At 43.5% G+C, this 20,487-nt stretch carries 16 protein-coding genes; 2 read left to right on the top strand and 14 right to left on the bottom strand.

The features are described from left to right. Positions 1-130: 130 nt before the first annotated feature. Positions 131-1,315, top strand: coding sequence for an ROK family protein (locus RHS_RS15035; protein ID WP_395022495.1), 1,185 nt, complete (start codon positions 131-133; stop codon positions 1,313-1,315). On the opposite strand, the gene RHS_RS15030 is transcribed toward RHS_RS15035, so the two are convergent. From RHS_RS15030 to RHS_RS15000, 7 genes are all read right to left on the bottom strand, one after another. After that, a complete protein-coding gene (locus RHS_RS15030) occupies positions 1,284-1,511 on the bottom strand; it encodes a uroporphyrinogen decarboxylase family protein (protein ID WP_047833622.1) in 228 nt (75 codons plus the stop codon). The genes RHS_RS15035 and RHS_RS15030 overlap by 32 nt on opposite strands. A 54-nt stretch (positions 1,512-1,565) precedes the next feature. Continuing rightward, complete coding sequence (locus tag RHS_RS15025) at positions 1,566-4,379, bottom strand: glycoside hydrolase family 38 C-terminal domain-containing protein (protein WP_395022501.1); 2,814 nt, start codon at positions 4,377-4,379, stop codon at positions 1,566-1,568. A gap of 599 nt (positions 4,380-4,978) precedes the next feature. Further along, positions 4,979-5,272, bottom strand: coding sequence for a Dabb family protein (locus tag RHS_RS15020; protein ID WP_047833620.1), 294 nt, complete (start codon positions 5,270-5,272; stop codon positions 4,979-4,981). Between the two features lie 67 nt (positions 5,273-5,339). Beyond that, entirely contained in the window at positions 5,340-6,272 is a 933-nt protein-coding gene (locus RHS_RS15015; RefSeq protein WP_027293749.1) for a class II fructose-bisphosphate aldolase, read from the bottom strand. Positions 6,273-6,311: 39 nt separating this feature from the next. Next, a complete protein-coding gene (gene ald, locus RHS_RS15010; RefSeq protein WP_047833619.1) occupies positions 6,312-7,424 on the bottom strand; it encodes an alanine dehydrogenase in 1,113 nt (370 codons plus the stop codon). Between the two features lie 213 nt (positions 7,425-7,637). Then, on the bottom strand, positions 7,638-8,807 hold the full coding sequence (locus tag RHS_RS15005; protein WP_044292936.1) for a Gfo/Idh/MocA family protein: 1,170 nt from the start codon (positions 8,805-8,807) through the stop codon (positions 7,638-7,640). A 12-nt stretch (positions 8,808-8,819) separates the two neighbouring features. After that, positions 8,820-10,373, bottom strand: a complete 1,554-nt coding sequence (locus RHS_RS15000; RefSeq protein WP_047833618.1) for an aminotransferase class III-fold pyridoxal phosphate-dependent enzyme — start codon at positions 10,371-10,373, stop codon at positions 8,820-8,822. Between the two features lie 280 nt (positions 10,374-10,653). Here RHS_RS15000 and RHS_RS14995 point away from each other — a divergent pair, with 280 nt between their 5' ends. Continuing rightward, a complete protein-coding gene (locus RHS_RS14995; protein ID WP_047833617.1) occupies positions 10,654-11,430 on the top strand; it encodes a DeoR/GlpR family DNA-binding transcription regulator in 777 nt (258 codons plus the stop codon). Between the two features lie 70 nt (positions 11,431-11,500). Here RHS_RS14995 and RHS_RS14990 read toward each other — a convergent pair whose 3' ends face one another. The 7 genes from RHS_RS14990 to RHS_RS14960 all read right to left on the bottom strand — a co-directional run bounded on the left by RHS_RS14990 (position 11,501) and on the right by RHS_RS14960 (position 20,471). Continuing rightward, positions 11,501-12,847 (bottom strand): hypothetical protein, encoded by a 1,347-nt coding sequence (locus RHS_RS14990; RefSeq protein ID WP_047833616.1) that lies wholly within the window; start codon positions 12,845-12,847, stop codon positions 11,501-11,503. A gap of 54 nt (positions 12,848-12,901) precedes the next feature. Next, the gene (locus RHS_RS14985; RefSeq protein WP_047833615.1) at positions 12,902-13,729 is read right to left on the bottom strand and encodes a carbohydrate ABC transporter permease; all 828 of its coding nucleotides are present in this window, start codon (positions 13,727-13,729) and stop codon (positions 12,902-12,904) included. Beyond that, on the bottom strand, positions 13,729-14,625 hold the full coding sequence (locus RHS_RS14980; RefSeq protein ID WP_052377767.1) for a carbohydrate ABC transporter permease: 897 nt from the start codon (positions 14,623-14,625) through the stop codon (positions 13,729-13,731). Before RHS_RS14980 ends, RHS_RS14985 begins: the two co-directional genes overlap by 1 nt. 38 nt (positions 14,626-14,663) lie before the next feature. Further along, complete coding sequence (locus RHS_RS14975; RefSeq protein ID WP_047833614.1) at positions 14,664-16,106, bottom strand: ABC transporter substrate-binding protein; 1,443 nt, start codon at positions 16,104-16,106, stop codon at positions 14,664-14,666. A gap of 255 nt (positions 16,107-16,361) precedes the next feature. Further along, positions 16,362-17,924 (bottom strand): response regulator, encoded by a 1,563-nt coding sequence (locus tag RHS_RS14970; RefSeq protein ID WP_027293742.1) that lies wholly within the window; start codon positions 17,922-17,924, stop codon positions 16,362-16,364. Next, positions 17,893-19,749, bottom strand: a complete 1,857-nt coding sequence (locus RHS_RS14965; RefSeq protein WP_044292942.1) for a sensor histidine kinase — start codon at positions 19,747-19,749, stop codon at positions 17,893-17,895. The genes RHS_RS14970 and RHS_RS14965 overlap by 32 nt, the downstream gene beginning before the upstream one ends. Before the next feature lie 95 nt (positions 19,750-19,844). Continuing rightward, a complete protein-coding gene (locus tag RHS_RS14960) occupies positions 19,845-20,471 on the bottom strand; it encodes a hypothetical protein (RefSeq protein WP_047833613.1) in 627 nt (208 codons plus the stop codon). Positions 20,472-20,487: the final 16 nt, after the last annotated feature.

Here is a 20,487-nt window from a genome sequence, read left to right as displayed (position 1 = left end):
CTATAATTAAATTAATAAATAGTTTTTATTTATATACCTGTTTACTGGTACAAAGATTTGTTGGTATCTATTTTGTAAATATATTTTACTATTTTTTGATAAATACCTTATACTAAAGGAGGGTAATATCTTGCGTAAAGGAGTTAACCACACAGATGTCAAAAATACAAACCGCGGCATTATACTGCAGCTGATCGCTTCCGGAAGAGACTATTCCAGGGCGGCTATTGCCTCTAAAATTCATTTATCTAAGATGACCGTGACAAACATTGTGAATGAACTGATTGAGGAACGCTATGTCTGTGAATCACAAATTGAAGAAAATACCAATATTGGAAGAAATCCGGTTCAGCTGGATATCGCACCGGATGCCCCTAAGGTAATTGGCATTTACCTTTCCAGGGATGCGGTTCACTGTATTCTTACTGAGATTACCGGCAAGATTTTATATCACCAGTTTACCTCTCTGTGTGAAGAGACAGCTAATTCTCTCACACAGAAAATCATAAAGCTTATTCAGGATGCAGCTTCCGTGACTACTGATACCATCCTTGGAATCGGTGTCTCCTCCATTGGACCTCTGGATGCTGAAAAAGGAGTCATTTTAAAGCCTACAAATTTCTTTCATATCTCTGACTATTCCATTAAAGCTATTCTGGAGGACTGCTTCCAGATGCCTGTATTTGTCAATAATGATATGAATGCTTCCGCACTTGCGGAAAAGCTGTTCGGTATGTGTATGGATACGAAGAACTTTGTCTACCTTGGAATCTCCAATGGCATCGGATCGGGCATCATATCGGATGGGAAGCTGTTTCAGAACAAAAGCGGCTTTGTGGGAGAAATCGGACACATGGGCATCTACTATGACGGCGCTCTGTGTTCCTGCGGAAGAAGAGGCTGCCTGGAGGCTTATATCAATATGCCGGTCATACTGGAGAAATTACGCCTTGCAAGCAATAACCCTGCTCTTACCTGCTCCGATTTTGTAACAGTGGCAAAACAGGAGTCATGCCATGCTATTTTCCAGGATATGGCTGAAAAACTTTCCTATGCAATTATCAATACTTGCAATATGATGGATCCTCAGATCATCATCCTTGGGCATGAAGGTTACTACCTGCCGGATTCTTATATAGAATACATCCAGCAGGAAGTAAATGCCAAGATACTTGCCGCAAGCCATAAGTACATTTCCATCAGAAAATCCAGCTTTGCCATGAAAACTCCCATTATTGGCAGTGCCTGCTGCCTGTTAAATGAATTTTTTGCCGGGAATTTCTTTACTTCCAATCATCCAAAGAGCAGCCGTTAAACTCGGCTGCTGCTTCTGCCATGGCCCTGACATTTTCAACAGGAGTATCGTAAAACATATAATCGCTGGCTGCCAGAATATGCTTTCTGCCCAACCTCTTTGCCGTTTCCAAAATTCTAAAACTTATTTCTTTAATCTCCCCGGGCGTCCCCAACAGTAGTTTATCCAGACCGATATTTCCTCTGGTACAGATCATATACATTCCTCTGAACAAAGCATACTGGCTTGCGCTATTCCTTAATTCGTAGTTTTAAAAACTGACTTTAATGGACCGGAATGCATATTTCGGCAGGGTTACCCTTACTTCGCATCCATCCATTTCCACTGCTGTGTCTGCACATTCGTTTTCGGTCAAAGAGATAAATCCAGCCGTTATGGGTTTTTCTAAAAATTTTAGGCTTACCGGTTCTTCTGCTTCACTGCAACTGTACAATCGGATGACTACCGCGTTGCTTCCGTCTTCCGCCGCCTTCACAGAAGAAACTTTTGCATTTCCCGTAACCTTCAGGAAACATTCCCTCTGTTTTGCTTTTCCCTCATGAACCGTACAGGACAGCGCATAAACAGGATGTGAAAATAGAATTGCTTCCCTTAAAAGCTTCTCTCTGCTGTAATCTTTTTCAAAACCGATTCCAATGTTGATGTAATGCTCTCCCAGATCCGGATATGGGTCAGGATCAAAAGAACCCCTTACCAAATCAATTAAGAGTGCCTGGTTCCCTCCCCGGTAGCCGTATTTACAATCAGACGTCAGCATCATTGCCGTATCTCCGATTTTCGGCAGCGGCGCTCCATAGTATACAGCAGGAACATCATGCCCCAGGCCTTTTCGAACAACAGAACCCGCCGGAATATCATAGAGGTAATCCTCCGCATCATAGCCAAAAGGCGTATAGAACTGAAGCTGCGGAATTTTCTTATTCTTCGCTCCCGTCTCCAGCCAATCCAGTTTGATCTTATAACGAAGCATCGTGTCATCGCCATTCAGGCTAATCTTTACTTTTAATTTGAATTTTCCATATTCCAATTCATAAGTCAGATATCGGTTCAGACCCGTTAGTTTCTTGTCAATCACTCTGACAAATGCCTGCTCATTGACATCTGTTATTCTGGAGTACCGTCCAACGATCCAGGCTGTCATCTCCTCCGTATCACTTTCTTCCACATAGCGGAAATAAGCTGAGGGATTCTCATCGTCAATCAATTCCTTACCGCCGTTTAAGCCTGCAAAGGACACCAATTTCATTGTTCTGGTATCGAATACTGCCCGAACCCTGTCGTTTTCCAGAATATATGCCCCATCCTCCATATCGTGGACTCTTGGATCCTGCCTTACCGGAAGCTTTTCTGACTGGGCCGGCGTATGCTTCACACAGTAAGATGCATAACCAAATGGTCCTACCTCAGCCATAAACAGCAGTTTGAGATAATGGTGCTGCCAGTAATGAAGCCCTTCTCCTTTTATTTCCCAGGGAACTTCCCTTCCCATCTCATCCACAACCGTAATCTCATCCACTGGGAATTCCGGATCCCAGACAGTAATTTCCACAAGCTCTTTTCTCAAGTACTGGGTAGTATTGAACAGCGTATAAACCCTGGTGTCTCCGCTTCCTCTGTGGGTACTGGAAAAACCAAAACGTCCGTCACCTTCATTTCCGTAACAATCCTCCGTCTGCCCGGTACCATAGCCCACACCTGCTCCTTCTGACATGGAGTCTTTTGTATCGTTTCCTCCAAATATACTGGTATCAATGCGCTCACTGATTGCCCGCATAGCCCGGTTTGCATTTGCCATGGAGATGGTCAGCGTCTCCTGGAAAAGTCCCATAGCATGTTCTCTGGTTTCTATAACCCCTGACCCTGGCAGGATGTCGTGGAACTGGTTAAACAGCACATTTTTCCATGCCCGATCCAAACGGTCCGTCAATCTTTGGTTGCCGGTTAACTGTGCGCCCATGGTACAGAGCGTTTCCGCATCATATAACTTATCTTCTCCGATACGGTTTGCCATCTTGATTCTGGCCTGGGTAGTATAGCATCCCGTCAGAACATAATTTAATTCTCCGGTAACTACTGGGAACCGGTCTCTGTCCTTTTCTACGGCATGAAAGAACTCATGCATGGTTCCAAAACGAATATCCGGCATCAACGGCCAGCTGCTCATATCCATAATCCGTTCAATATCTCTTCTTGTCGGTCCGCCGCCATGGTCTCCCACACCATATACTTTTAACATGGTACTGGTATGATTCTCCCTGGAAAATTCAGGAACATTAAGCATCATGTCATATTCAATGGGTCCCAGATACCAGGTTGGCTCCCGGTATACCAGTACTCTTTCCCCTGAAGGCGCTTCCCAGTTGTACAGCATATATTTATCAAAGCCTCTGCAATGGTAGTAATACTTAATTCCTCCCTGATTTAAAATTTCCGGCACACATGCGCTGTGACCGAAGGTATCTGGCTCAAAATCCAGTTCCATCGCCTCTTTTGGCAGCTCCAACAAACCTGACAAATAGTTTTTGGTATACAGAATATGCCTCGCCATACTCTCCGTACCTGTCATATTTTTGTCCGGTTCCACCCAGGTAGATGCCGTAACTTCCCATTTTCCTCTTTTAATCTGTTCTCTGATCTCCGGCAGCATGTCGGGACAATATTTTTCAATTGCCTCATAAGTAGATGCCTGAGACTGTGAAAATGTAAAATCTTCATATTCCCGCATCAGATTCAGCATGGTCTGAAAGGTATCTATTGTAACAGACACAGTTTCCTGATATCCCCACATCCAATTCATGTCAATATGGGCGTGTCCTGCACAGATCACACTTAATTTCTTGGCAGATTCTTTATAATGAAGCAGTTTATTTTCCGCAGCGGCTGCTTCCTGTTTTGTGATTGCCCCTTCTTCCTTCTCCTGCTGATAGAGATGGTCAATTACTTTTGCTGCATCTTCCGGGATTTCCCCATTTCGTAACTGTATCAGGTATCCCAGCTGGGCAAGAATACGTTCTTCCCAGTAATTTTTCCCTTTTTTCTCTTTCAGTTTCAGATACTTTTCCATTGTATTCACAAATACACCTTCTTTCTTTAACCTTTTGTTCCGCCCTGCATGCTGAATCCCTTGGACATATATCTCTGCGTCAACACGTATAAAATAATGGACGGAAGTGCATAGATAATGGAAAATGGATTCCCTTTAACTTACCTGCACCGTCAACCCAGGCTCCCATAATTGTTGCGATCGGCAAAGATGTACTTCGGCATTCATATACAAAATTATGCCGTTGTTTTTTGTAAAATTGTATAATATATTTTTTTAAACATGACTTTCATTAGCGATTATAACCACATTAAAGCATAATACAAATTAATTGTCAATGGTTTTTACTATTATAATATAAATATTTATATATTTAGAAAGAAATGCGATCATTTTCCATTTTCCATTCCAAAAATGATCAGAAATTGTTTTTCAGCTAATGATAGGCACGAAAAAAGGATAAGCCAAATTCTGGCCTATCCTTGTACTACAGCGAACAGTTTATAAATGGCTAAATGGCTTATGGCTCATGCCAGTTCTGCAGTAAGCCTTCTAAACGCCTGTCATGGTCCGCCCCTTTTCTTTACAAACACTATCTCCTGATACAAAGCGTCCCTTAATCAGCATTCATAATCCACACAAACTTTCCCGACCGTAATTGCTTTTATATACTCTTTTATCTTCACATGCTCCGGATGTCCCTGATACGCTATTTCCGACACCCTGTCCACAAACTCCGTATAGAGTGCAAAGTCAAATTCACCGCCATTATAATTAGCTCCCACTTCCGCTTTCAGAAGTCCCTTTATTTGCGGCTGCATATTTTGGAATTTCCGGTTCAGCTCTGTTACTATTTCTTCTGCATCCTGTTTTTTCTCTGGTTTTAACGCCCAGAATAAAATATGTTTTACCATAGTTCCACTTCCTCTCTTAGCATGTTTTTGATAATTGGTTTCTGTAAGATATGCGTCACGATTTCTTTTATGCTTTCTGTGAGCTTCCAAACAGACGCATTTTGCTTCCTACTTCAGCCTTTATGCCGTCTATGGTATAATTAATTAATTCCGGATAACTGATGGAAGTACAGGTGCAGCCCTTTAACTGCTGCATTACCGCTTTCACGATTCCTTCTATCAGTTCCTGGCTGTTTCCAAGATTTATCTTACGTGCTCCGCAGAGATTTTCATTAATAGTGTTGACTGCAGCTTTCGACATATCGGTAAAAATATTAACTTTACTGATTCCATTTGCCACACAGCTTCGGAAATCCTGATCCGTCAGCCCGGATCCTCCATGCAATACTAATGGAACGTCCACGGCATTTCGGATTTCCCGCAGCCGGTTTATATCCAGAACCGGTTTTATCTTATATTCTCCATGAGCTGTACCGATTGCCACAGCCAGAGCATCAATTCCCGTCCTGGCGGTAAAATCGGCTGCCTGCTCTACTTTGGTATACATTTCCTCATGCCCGTCATCACCGCCGCCTTCCGCACCGCCCACATGCCCCAGCTCTGCTTCCACTGATACGTTCAGCGCGTGGGCTACTTTCACAATTTCTTTTGTCTGACGGATATTCTCTTCATAGGTTAGTGTGGAGCCATCAAACATTACGGAGGTAAAGCCATAATGGATGGCCTTCATGATATATTCAAAGGTCATTCCGTGGTCAAAATGAATCGCAACCGGCACCACTGCTTCTCTTGCAAATTTCACCATAATCGGCGCGATGTCTTCGAGATTTGCGTAAGGAAGATGTGCTTCGGCAAAACCGATGATCACCGGGGAACGCTCTTCTTCTGCTATCCCTATAATTGCCCTTGCCATTTCAAGATTAATGGTATTAAACATTCCAACGCCATATCTCCGGTTCTTTGCATCTTTTAATATTTCTTTTAGTGTCACAATCGCCATATATACACCTTCTTATCTTTATTGAATTGGGGCATGAAACTAAATGCAGGCTCTGGCATCTGTAAATTCCAGTCCGTAAACCTCCGCTACTGCCCGGTATGTTAGCTTTCCTTTGTATATATTCAAGCCTTCCAAAAGACCCGCATCTTCTTTCAGTGCCGTCTCTGCACCCTTATCTGCAATATGGAGTCCGTAGTTTAATATGGCATTATTTAATGCATTGGTAGAAGTATTCGATACCGCTCCCGGCATATTCCCAACACAATAGCAGACCACACCTTCTGTCACATATACCGGATCATCGTGATAAGTCACGTGGCTCACTTCACTGCATCCGCCCTGGTCAATTGCCACATCCACAATCACCGCACCTTTTTTCATATTCTTTAAATACTCTCTTTTAATCAGCTTTGGTGCCGCCGCACCCGGGATTAATACCGCCCCGATCACAAGATCCGCATCTGCCAGGCATTCCTGTATATGCTGGGGTGTGGAAAAAACCGTATTAATTCTGCCCTGATAAATGTCCTCCAGGTATTCCAGCCGGTCCAGATTAATATCCAGAACCGTAACTTCTGCCCCCATTCCCGCAGCAATTTTAATTGCGCTGGTTCCTACAATTCCCGCTCCCAGGACTACCACTTTTGCCCGTTCCACACCCGGAACTCCCGCTAACAGGACACCTCTTCCGCCAAAGGGTTTTTCCAGATATTTCGCCCCCTCCTGAACGCTTAATCTTCCTGCTATCTGGCTCATGGGTTTTAAACAGGGCAATCCGCCATTTCTGCCTTTTATCGTCTCAAATGCAATTCCGATACATTTGCTCTCCAGCATGGCATCCGTCAGCGCTTTATCTGCTGCCAGGTGAAGATACGTATAGATAATCTGGTTCTCTCTGATCAGCCGGTATTCCGGTTCCAGCGGCTCTTTTACCTTTACAATCATGTCACAGGTGTCAAATACCTCCTTTGCCGTATCCTGTAGAATACATCCTGCCTGTTCATACATATCATCCTGGTAGCCAGATCCTTCCCCGGCGCCTTTCTGTATATAAACCGCATGTCCGTGATCAATAAATGCTTTTGCTGAATTTGGTGTAAGGCCTACGCGGTATTCATGTTTCTTAATTTCTGTAACGGTACCTACTTTCATTTACTTACCCCTTTCCGGCTATTCGCCGCACCCTTTTTTTGATCTCTCTTTATGATCTTACTTTATGATCTCTTACTATGATCTTCTAGCATGATCTTCTAGCATGATCTTCTATTATGATCTTCTATTATGATCTTCTATTATGATCTGCTATCATGATCTGCTATCATGAATCTTTTGCATTTCATGCCCGATTCCCAACCGTGCTATCCATTATAGATTATGGGAATCTGCAGGCAAAGGAGTAAGATCCAGTTCCACTGCCCGTTTTTCCTGATAAGACTTTAATGCCGCCGTATGCAGGGCATGGGAGATTCTGGTTTCCTCTGGTGTAAAGCAGCCGAATGCTGTCTCTTTTCCCTCTACTTCCAATATAAATGCCGCCCACATCTGTAAAATGGCATCGGTAAATCCAAATTCAAATATATCTCCGGTAATGGTAGGAATCAGTGGTTTTGTTCCGATATTGACCCTGCTCCACGCCTGATTCTTTCCTTCGGAAAACAGATAGTGAAAAGCGTTTGGGTCATCCGAATAAAATCGGACGGATGCATCCATTCCCGTCACCTCCAGATACCAGTTACTGGTAGCCCCGGGCTCCAGCCTCTTCGTCTCGATATACAAGGCAAACTCATTATCATCTTTATCGGCACACTGGCAGATCATCGTTCCGTTGTCATATGTATCACATGCTGCCATGCCGCCTTTTCCATCCGGACGTTCAGTTACGATATCACTTAGTACCGCATAAACATTTTTCGGAATCCACCCCAGCCGGAAAGGTACATGTTCCGCATGAATGCCCAAATCCCCGAGGCATCCATATTCCCCATTCATGCGAACGGTACGCTTCCAGTTAATGGGCTTATGAATATCCAGGTCGCTGGCATGGTTAAATCCTGCCTTCACTTCAATGATCCGTCCCAGTTTATCATTTTTAACCCAGCGTATTAATTCCTGGCAGGCCGGAAAATAGGGATATTCGCTGGCACACCGCACCACTACTTCCGGATTTTGTGCAATGGCCTCCAGAATTTTCTGATTGGCTTTTTGATCAATTCCAAAGGGTTTTTCCCCCAGCAGGTGCTTCTTGGCACGAATGATATCACAGTATACCTGTTCATGCAGCAGATGGGGAAGTGCACAGTATACCGCTTCTACATCTTCCCGTTTCAAAAGTTCTTTGTAATCCGTTGTTGTAAACTGAATGGTATCAAAGTTATCAGTAAACCATTTCTGAGATGCTTCATTGACATCACAGACTGCCACGATCTCCGGCCTTGCTGCCTGTACCGTCAGATGGCACCATCTTGCGGCTGCACTGGCAAATTCTTTTCCCATAAGCCCGCATCCTATAATTCCAAAACGTATTGTTTTTCCCATATCAGATTCCCCCTACTTTCCTTCTTCCATTTCATGCAGTGCAGCTTCCATATGCCAAATCAGGCAGTCAATCAGTTTGTGTGTCGCGATTAATGGCAGCTTCAATAACGCAGCCGGCGGGCAGAATGCCTTGTATACCTGAGCACTGATATCAAAATATCGTCCCGTCATCTTCTTCACAAAAGTAACCGTATCGTCCACATTTTTAAAGGTGATGGCACTTAACATCTGTTCCCCTTCCACATAGTCAATTACTTCCGGAAACTTATCTTTCAACGTTTTCACACGTGCTTCATAATACCTGCCTGTTTCGGAAACAGCACTGCCGTTTTGTTCCACAAATGCCATTGTAATCAGGTAAGACAACGATGCCAGTTCTTCCTGTCCGTTGGTAACCAGTGCACCGAACTGGTTTAGGTTGTCCATTTCGGCGGTGGTAATAATTCTGGAAGCCGGGTACTGCCCGCCCGGAAAGCCTTTTCCTACCACTGAGAAATCCGGATTCAGACCATATTGCCGGAATAAGAACATACCATCATACCACATACAGGATTGAATCTCGTCGCACATGATAGGCGTATCACCTTCATGGCAGATTTTATATACTGCTCTCAGATAATCTTCCTCCAACCGGATGCCCCCATAATTCATCAGAATAATTTCATGGGTAAAGCCAGCTGCTTTATATTTGCCCTGATTATACATTTCATATTTTTTCCGGAAATCCTCCAGGTCATTAATCGCAACCGGAACCACTTTATAGATATCATTTTCTTCATTCTTTTTATAAAATTCCGGCCACATATCCCGGAAAGTCTGGGCAATAACGGTTGTGCCATGGTAGTTTGCCATACGTCCGCCTTCATAGTCGCCCATCACAAAGAAAACAGGAATTCGTCCGCTGTATTTTGGTGCAGGGAATGTTTTGTCCAGTTTATAAAATCTGGCGAGCATCATCTTAATTCCCGCTTCACATGCAAGAGAACCGGTCTCCAGATTGATCACGCGGTTTAGTACATGGGGTTTATCACTTTTTAATATATCCTCCAGCTCCTGCTTCTGGTCTTTCCCCAGCCCATTGGCAATTCTCACTAATTCCTGTTCACACAATCTCGTTATGTAGCCTCTGGTATTATTGTGTGTTGCGTTGGAAATCCCAAGTGTTCTGGCATTATCGATCAGTTTATATCCCGGAAAGAAATGTCCCAGCGGCGTGTGGTAATGCTCACTCTTGGCAATGACATACAGCTTTCCATCCTGCCCTACCCGGTAGTATCCGAATCCGGAAATAGGACTTGCATCATGATTTGCCGCCTTGGCAAAAGCCTGTGTCGGTGCTCCTTCCATTTTACCCGTAAAAGGCACCGTCACAATTTGACCGATTCTGTCAATCATGGAATCCAGCTTTTCCACATAGGACTCCGGGAAAAATTCTACCTTTTCTGTCTTGGCAGACTCCGCCTTTTCTTCCTCTACCCCCAGCAGCGAAACTGCTGCAGCAGCAACCGCATTCACATATTCCTCCCCCAACAGATCCCCCAGAGACATAGCTAAATCATTTCTCATAATAAAATCCTCCTTTACATTATATGTGGTTTGTACATCCCTTTCTTCCACTTCATAATATAACGTTTCTTTCATTTTGTCAACTATTTTTGATTGTTTCTTTCATTTTATTGTTTTTTCGTTCAATTATTCGGGATATTCATTGACAGATCATTCTTTTTATACTATAACTAAAGATAAGAAATTCCAGAGCTAACAGGCAGTACGGAAACAGGTTCTAGCCTGACGTACTAGCCTGACGCTCTACTTGCTTCAGACAAAAATGAAAAGGAGGTTTCTTATGAGCAAACAGACACAACGAACTGAAACCATTTTAAATATACTGAAAATCAGGCAGCGCCTGACCACCATAGAAGCTATGGAACTTTTAGATGTATCCGAATCTACCGTGAGGAGGCTGTTTAGCGAACTGGAGCAGGAACAAAAAGTGATTCGCAGATATGGCGGAATACAGCTTGCCAATAAAACCCCCGGCGAATATTCTTTCGACCGCCTGATCGAAAGCCATCAGGAGGAAAAAGAGGCCATTGCCGTATGCGGACTCCGCTATATTCAGGATTCTGATATCCTTTTTTTCGATTCCGGCACCACCCTGTATTATCTGTGCCAGGCACTTGCCCAGAAGCTGGAAGCCGGAGAAATCAAGGATCTGACGGTTTTTACTAATTCCCTGGCTAACCTTCAGATTCTATCCCCGGTTTGCCGCGTGATTCTGATCGGAGGAGAATACCGCCAGAAACGCATGGACTTTGCTGGCTATGCCAGCAATAAATTTATCAGTCATTTTAATTTCACCAAATGCTTTATCGGCGCTGACGGCATTTCTCTGGAAGAGGGCCTGATGGCTACCGACTCCGATACGGCACTTATGGCAGAACTGGCAATCTCCCGCTCCGAACAGACAATTGTCATGACCGATGCCGGGAAGCTTGGAAAGCGTTCCTTTTTAAGCTATGCATCCTTAGACCAGGCTGACTGCATTATCACTGGAAGGACAGCGGATCCGGAATTTTTGGAGACGGTGCGACTGAAGGGTATTGATATCTGTACTGCCTGAAAAAAGCAGGTAAAAAGCAGGCAAGCTTTGGATTTCGATTATTTTAAAACTCCGGCTTGTCTGCTTTTTTTCATTTATAATACTGTTTCATTTCCTCTAAAAATGGAAGCTCCAATAATTCATTTAAAAATCCTTCCGCCTGATTTCTGGACTTTGTGAAAGGATCCATCATAATCAATTCTACCAGCAGCTCCCTGCTCCCTTTATCATAAGCCTCCAGCTCCATCTCTACGGACGCAATGCGGTCTCTTTTCATATGACTTTGTACCATTTTGGGAAGTGGCAGCGTGTGGATACCCTGAATCCCTCTCCCGGATACCAATGCCGGTATTTCCACTTCAAAATCTTCCGGCACTCCCTCCACATAGGTAAAGTCATTTGGTATATTCACAATGACCACCCGCTCAACATCGCACGCCAATGCTTCCATTAAGGGTATCATTGGCTCATCCGAAGGTACTTTGGAAAAAAATTCCATCATACGAATGGACTCGTCGCAGGCTGCCCTGTGTATGTCATCCACATGCTTTTGGGAAGTCTTAAAATATTCATCATAAAAAAGATCGGGATCTTCTTTCCAGGCCTCCTGTACTTCCCCGTCGGTATGATACCAGTATCCCCAACTGCCTCCGCCCGGAGTACAGGTATCCCCAATAGGCATGATTCCATATTTCTTATACAGATCAATCGCTTTCGGCCCAAAATCATCACTGTATCTGCAAGTTTTAAAATAATCCTCTGATTTTTCTTCAATCCACTGATCCAGAAGCGGATAGGCATCCCGGCCTTTATAGCAGAAGCTGTTCAGCCACACAAAATGGTTAATGCCCGGAACTTGAAAGGTAACATTTTCCCGTTCCAGCCCCAGCAGTTCGCAAAGCCGGTATACACCCCCGTAGCCATGGCACATACCTGCCAGTTTTATTCCTTTGTATTTCCGGGTCAGATAGGTCACTCCTCCCATCACCGGATTGGAAACCATAATGTACCATGAATCCGGACACACCTTCTGCATATCCTGATAAATATCTTCCATCAGCCTCAACTGATAAAAGTTTACCCAGAAGGACTCATCATGTACGATGTGAAAACTTCCTCCAAACCGGTAGCCCCATTTCTTAGCAAGCTTCCACCCCTCTTTCAGCCTTTCGTAACCTCCTGCCAGTGCTGTATTAACCACAAAGTCCGCATCCTTAAGGCACTCTAAACGATTCGTTGTTCTGGTAATCTTAAGTGCAGTGCCTGCTTCCGCTGCATACCGTACACACATCCGGTAAATGTCATCCAGCCTGCCCTCATTTATATCCATCAGGCAGATCCAACTGTCTGATAGATTTTTATTAAGGCACAAATCCTTAATCAAATTTATAGAAAAAATTCCGGAACCTGCGCCGATTAAACTGATTTTCACACTCATTTCTTATCCTCCTGAATTCATAGCCTGCTGCCCGCATAGGCCGGCTCATCTTTTTTATTTAATAGCACCTGCCGTCAGTCCTTTTGTCATATACTTCTGGAAGAGCAGATAAATGATCAGTGTGGGTATTACACTGATTAAAAGCCCCGTCATCTGAAAAGTGGGGTCAACCGAAGTCCGGTCAGCCATCAGGGATGACAGTGCAACCATAACTGTTCTTTTATCCATAGATTTTAACAAGATCATCGGAGTAAACAGATCATTCCAATAGCCGATGAAGTTTGTAATGACAGACATGGCAACCCCGGCAATTCCCATAGGGACAATTACATTCGCCACTAATCCAAAATAACCGGCACCGTCAATTTTAGCAGCTTCCATGACTTCCTTATCGATCCCCCGAAAGCAGGTAGTCATCAGCATAATCGTACTGGGAAGCCCCATCGCCAGATAGGATAATACAACTCCAGTATAGGTATCTACTAATTTAAACTTTGCAAATATAACATACATTGGAATCATGGTAACCTGTGCGGGAATAAACATGGTAGCGATAATAATTAAAAATATCACGTTTCTTCCCCGGAACCGGAGTTTGGTAAACGCATAGCTGGCAAATACGGAAAAGATGGTAATCAGAACAACGCTGGCACCCACGACGATAAAGGTATTCAGAAAATTCTTCATAATCTTGAATCTGGAAATCAGCGCCTCAAAATTATCCAGGTTTATTGACTTTGGCAGCGCAAAAGGGTCAGCCAGATACTCGGCTCCTGACTTCATGGCAGTCATTGTCATAAAAATCAGGGGATATAAAAAGGTAAGGGACATCAGGCAGAGTGCGGTAAATACCAATATTTTAGACCACTTTATTTTTTTCACTAAGCTCCCTCCTCCCTTTCTTTTTTCTGTGAAATTCCCTGTTGAACCGCCGTAAAGATCAAAATAATGATTAATAGGATGACGGACATTGCACAGGAATATCCCATTTGGCTTCCGCTTACAAAAGATTTCTGGTAAATCATATAATCAATTGTCATGGTCTCGGTTCCCGGACCTCCCCTGGTAAGGGAATAGATCAGCGGAAACAAGCTGGTAAAAGACCAGATTACCGATACCATAATGGAATATTCTATGGTTCTGCGCAGAAGCGGCAGGGTGACCAGGAATAATTTCTGCCAGTAGCCTGCACCATCCAGTCTCGCCGCTTCATAAATATCCGGTGAAACAGATGCCAGACCGCCCAGCACCAGCATTCCCTGCCATCCGATATTAATCCATACCAGGCAAAAAATAATGACACCCAACCCGCTGGAAGCCTGTCCCAGCCATTCGATTGCCAGTCCGTCCATCCCAACCGCCCGGAATAAGGTATTGATCGGTCCGTTAAATCCAAAAAAGATAGCAAACAAAAATCCAACAATCAAGGAAGATACTACCTGCGGGATATAGTAAATTGTACGGAATATCTTCCATCCCTTCACTTCTTCATATAGTAAAACAGCAACCACAACCCCGATAAAGATCTGGATTGGTATGTATATCAAAAGCACCAGATTGTTCCTGAAAAGCCCCCAAAATTCCCCGTGTCCCAAAATCTGGATATAATTTTTCAGTCCCACAAAATCAGATTTAAACATTCCGTCCCAATTTGTAAAACTTTTTATAACAGCTGCTGCCACGGGTATTCCCCTGACAGCAACTAAAATAATTAACACCGGCAATATGGAAAGCCATCCCTGAAGTGCTTCTCTATGACAGAATCTTCTTTTCTTCATGTCCCGGCTCCTCCCCGTTCACATGCCGGAGCCTCCGTTTACTGGAGCTCCTGCACTTTTTCATCCAGCTTCTGCGCCAGTTCATCCGGCGTCATTTTACCTGTAACCGCAAGCGTGCCCAGAGAGAAACATTCATTTGCAATGTCCGGCACCATACTGTTATCTGTCCAGTAGGAATAATTCTGGGCTATATCATAAAGTTTTTCCATCACACTGTCCCCTTCCCAGCCAAGCTCTTTTAACGTAATATCCTTTCTCAGCGGAAGCATCGGATAATTTTGCAGCAGCTTCAGATGGTTTTGTTTGTTGCTTAAGAAAGAACAGAATTTTACTGCCAATTCGGGATTGGGACAGTAATTTGCAACTGCCAGTACCTGTCCGGAGCCGCCAATTGCCGTATTGCTTTTCAGGACATTACCGTCATAATCCGGCAGTGTATAAAATCCAGCCTTATCATTTCCAAGGGATTCCCGCACTACCTGAAGGATACCGGTAGTCACACCCCCAAGCATCGCAGCATCTCCTTTCAGGAATCTGGATAAAGCATCCTGCGAACTGGCATAATCCTCGTTGACATATCCTTTCTGGAACATATCCTGGGTAACTCGGAAAGCATTTTTAAAGTTTTCGTCATCGGAGAATTTCTTTTCTCCCTTGCTCTCTGCCGCAATATCTTCATTACTGGTCTTTTGCACCCACCAGGTTGCCATATCCATGGTAAACAAGGAGTTTACCCCTGCCGAATCTGCAATTATCGGAAGGATTCCGGTATCTTTTACTTTCTGCAGCATTGTAAGAAATTCATCTACTGTTTTTGGCGGATTGCCTTCCAGATCCACACCTGCCTGTTTCATAATATCCGTATTATAGATAAATCCGCATATTTCCGATCCTGCTGCGGGATAGCCCAGTATCTTTCCGCCTTCTTTAAAATCTTCCGTAACCACATCCCACCCCATCAGATTTTCCTTATCTTCCGGTGGAATCATATCGGAAATATCCAGCACCACATCTTTTAAAGCAAAGATCGGCTGTCCCGACCACAGGTTAATGATATCCGGACCGCTTTTTGCCAATGCTGCGGCTTTATAAGACTGATGTGCCGCCCCCTGGTCTGGAAGCAGTGTAATCTCTACCCTGACACCCGGATTTTGCTTTTCGAACTCATTGCAAATCTCTGTAATCGGCCACTCTTCCTGAGGCTTTTTCTTATCTTCATCTGAAATATAAGTCGCCAGCCAGATACTCAAAACTGTTTCCTCTGTTTTTGCTTCTTTCTCCGTTTTCTCGGTTTCCCCGGTTTGCTCCGTTTTCTTTTCTTCCGTTTTTACCTGTTCTTCCTCCTGCCTCTTGCTTTCACTGACAGGTGCTGATGCATCCGTCTGTTTTGACGACTCCTGTGTACTCTGGCATCCCGCCATCGTCAGCCCCAGAGCCGCTGCCATTCCAAGTGCCATAAATCTGTTTCTTCTCTTCTTCATGAAAATCCCCCTTTACTGGTTTTAAGTTTCATCCGGCTTGTTCCTGTTGTACTATTATTGTAAGATTTTACTTGAAAAAAGACAATGAAACAGATTGATGCGTTCCTACAGGATCTTGACCTGCGGCATGGGATTTGCAGGGTTTTTTTTCTTTTTGTGCTGATTTATACCGCCATATTTTGTAATCAGAACAACATCTTGGAATTATCTGACACGTTCCTGCTTAGCAAACAATTACTTTACTGCTATACCCGCTTATTTATGGATCTTCTTCATATATGCGCCCGGTGTGATTCCGCAAAGCTTTTTGAAGGTTGTTATAAAATGTCCCTCGGAAGAGAAGCCCAGACATTCGCTGATCTGGGTAATCCTCATCCCTTCTTTAAGGTATTCTTTTGATAGCGAAATTTTATATTTCAGAATATATGCAATCAGATTTTCACCGGTCTTTTTCTTGAAAAGCTTACAAAGATAATCCGGATTGAGATATACCTGTTTTGCAATGCCACCCAGTGTCAGCTTCTCTCCTATATTGTTCTTTATGTACCGGATGACCTCCCCGATCAGGGTGTCTCCGCTGTTTGCACATACCGCCAGTTCATCAAAGCCTATGATCCATTCCTGCATACACCGGAACAACTCTTCACAGCTTGCGCACTCCATGATTTTGCAGAACATTTCTTTGAGCTTATTCTGTCTCTCCTGATTCGGTGCCGATAATGCAGTAAGCACCGCAATAGTCTGCTTCATGGCTTCCTTTAATTCTTTTTCCGGTATCACCGGATAATCCTGTAAAAGCATATAGAGATTTCTTACATCCTCTCCAAAGGTGTTCATATCGTCTATGAAACGGCAGCGTTCCATGGAGTTTTTGATTTTATCCTGAATTTCTCTGGTAATCAGAAGATCTTCAAAAAAGCAGAATCTGCACTGCGGCTTATAAAACCGCTGGCTGAGGGCTATATCCGCCTGTTCGTAATATTTCGGCAGGTCAAAATCATCCTTTACCACCCGGACAATTCCAAAAGAAAGATGCATGTCCAGATATTGGTACATGGTTAATTCCAGACGGTTACAGATATCTTTAAGCAGCTGCACCCCGTCCTCACGATAAGAAATCACTGCCCAAAGCTTGGTGCTGTCCGTTAAAAATACCTTGCCTCCCGCCATGGTTTCTATAATATTCTGGCAGATCGCTGCTACAGAATACTCCACCCCTTTGACGGCACTCAATATTTCAACCTTGGGAATCTCAATGCACACCAGAAAAACAGACGCATCGCAGGGATTCATAAAAGCACTTTCAAAGCGTTCCCGAACCGCCTGTTTATCCGTAATAAATCCACGGAGAACCAGATTGGCATATTCTCCCAGAACTGCATTGGCATTGACATAACGGTGTTCTTCCATATCCGTATCATCGCATACCCGTTCTGCTTTTATCTCTTCTATTACCCTGGTGACTTCTTCCATCATATTCTGAGGCTCAATTGCACTTTTTAAAATATACCCGCTGACCCCAAGCTTAATTGCCTCCTGCAGATATGACACCTCGTCCACGCAGCTTAGAATCAGAAATTTACAGTCAGGCTGTATCCGCTTCAATTCCCGGATAAAGATAAGTCCATCCATTTTCGGCATCATAATATCCGCAAGCACAATATCCGGTACAATTTCCTTTGCCAGCCCAAGGGCCTGTTCTCCGTCTTCTGCCTCCCCAACTACCTGTAAACCGTACTCTTCCCAGGGAATTATGGATCTCATCCCTATTCTGGTTAATATTTCATCATCCACAATCATTACTTTTAACATGCTCATGTTCATCCCCACCTTTGCTTATTGCCGGAAATACCATGGTTACTGCGCATCCTTTTCCGGGTTCACTGCGAATCTCTATAACGGCGCTTCCTCCATAATGCATCTGCATTCTCTGATTGATATTCCAAAGTGCAATATTTTCTTCCTCATGGGCTTTTTCCCAGTTCTCTTTTTCATCCAGAAGTGTATCTACCTGTGCCTGTTCCATTCCAACACCATCATCGGTTATTTCAAAGACATAGTTATCTTCCCATCTCCGCCCTTTGATCACAATCCGTCCGATTCCCCTTTTTGGCAGCACGCCGTGATTAATGGAATTTTCCACCACAGGCTGAAACAGCAGTTTTAAAATCATGCCCTCCATCATCTCTTTTTCCACATCAATCTCATAACTGAATTTGTTCTGGAACCGGATTTGCTGCAGATAAAGGTATTCTTCTACATATTTTAATTCTTCTTTTACTGTCACAAATATCCGGCTGTCCGAAAAATTGTAGTCCAGCATATTGGAGAAAGCAAGGATACTCCGGCTGATTCCTTCGGCTCCTTTTAGCTTCGCCATCCACCGGATACTGTTCAGGGTATTCCGGACAAAATGGGGTTTAATCTGTGCCTGCAGCATCTTCATTTCCATCTGGTGTTTATTCTGCTCCTGCTCTTTAATCTGACCGATGCTGTTTTTTAAATCCCCAGCCATTTCTGAAAATGCTTCCATCAGCCCCTCAATTTCATTTTTGTCACCTAAGGTCTGCACAGGCAGCTCTATATCCAGATTTCCCTTTCCAATCTCTTTCGTCATCTGGTTTAAAACCTTGAGCGGCTTAAAAATCTTCCTGCTGAAGAAAAACAGCAGAATCGTTATACAGATCACGCAAAGTAAGATCATAATATAATTCACCAGATTAATATACCTGAGATCACTGGTCAGATCATTCTGGGGAGAAATATTGACCATCTGCCATCCGGTATTGCACCCTTTAACTTTTACAGCATGGGTAAACAATATATACGTCTGGTTACGGTAGAGGAATGTCTGATATCCCTCTTTTCCCATATTGGAGAGCAGTTTCTCCCTTAGGTTCCCTGAAAGTTCTTCGTACCGCAGTTTACTTTCATCCCCCTGAATCAGACATTCTCCTTTTTCATCAATCAGAAAAACAGACCCGTTTTCTCCAAATAAACTTCTGGACAATAGCTTTGCAAAATAGGAAGCATCCATCCCCACAGCAATAACCCCCAGCTGTTTATCTGCTTTTAGAAGATTTGCACCACAGTAAAGCTGTGTGCCTGACTTCGATAAAATGTAATTATCATGAACATAAAATTTATTGGCAAATGTATAGGAGTGCCAAAGCCCTTTCACTGTCTCATCATTGCTAAATCCAACCCCCCGTGCATCTGACTGACCTTCCTTCAGTGCAAATGCTGATGTGAAGAATTCTCCGTTCTGGTTTACAATAATATAATGAAAAGGATATGCATTTTTTGTGGCATCCGAATTTTTCACGATTTCATAATATATCCCGGAATAACGCTGCTGAGTAGTTCCCCCCTGCTCCCCGGACACATAATTTAGAACTGCTGTATTATTTGCCGCACTTTTAACAATATCAAATTGAGCCTGCAGTGCATTGCTGACACTGTAGGAAAGGCTTTCCGCCGTCTGGTCTGATAATTTATAAATCTTACTCTCTAAAATATTCTCAAATACGGATTTATTCACCAGGTTTTGTATCAGTAACGGAAGCAGAAAAAACAACAGTAAAAAGAAAATAATTGAGTATTTCAAATGATACTTCAGATTTCTTATCTTTCGTAATCCCATAGCCTGCCCCTCTCCAGTGGACTTTTTATTATTCCCTAATTATAACACAATCCACTCTGAAGCAGGACTACTACTCCACAGTGGATTCTGGAAAATTATGTAAATTCTTTCGGATAATGCTGGCGTACCTGTTTATGGTAAAGCTGATAAACCTTTATATTTTTTACAGCGATCATACTTGCATAAGCTTCAAAGCCAATTCTTCCAAACCTTCTGGAATCGATGGGATCAGGATCCGTTACTTCGATAATCAACCGTCCGTCTATCCGTAAAAAGCAATGCCCCTTTACACTTCCCGCCTGGATATGATAGACCTTTCCGGGACAGAACTCGAACAGTGGTGTACCTACATTCAAAAGATAATCGGGTGATTTCTCTATTCCCACCTTCCCTTCCCACCAGCCCTGAACACCGGCTACATAAGCAATGCCTCTTTCCTTCTTCTTTTCATCCCAGCAGCCGTTCCACATTACATTAATATCGTGTGTTGACGGCTCCAGAACCTTTGCAAGAAAATCCACCATCACATCTCCATAAAAATCCTGTCTGGAGATTATCATCCCTGGATATTCATCCGGATTCTTCCCTGTGATCCAGCCATTTTTATAGTCCCACACGCCTGTTTTTATCTCAAAATCCCGCTCCAGAACTTCCCCTGATACTTTTTTATCATACAGTGGACAGTCCGGGTCATACCACACTTCTTTATGCAGCAGCCTCATATTTTCTCCTTTCCAA

Origin of the sequence: Robinsoniella sp. RHS, from assembly GCF_001029355.1 — a bacterium.
In the GTDB taxonomy this organism is placed as follows: Bacteria; Bacillota; Clostridia; order Lachnospirales; family Lachnospiraceae; genus Robinsoniella; species Robinsoniella peoriensis.
Note: the sequence above shows the minus strand (reverse complement) of the source record. Positions and strands in the feature narration are given on the sequence as shown.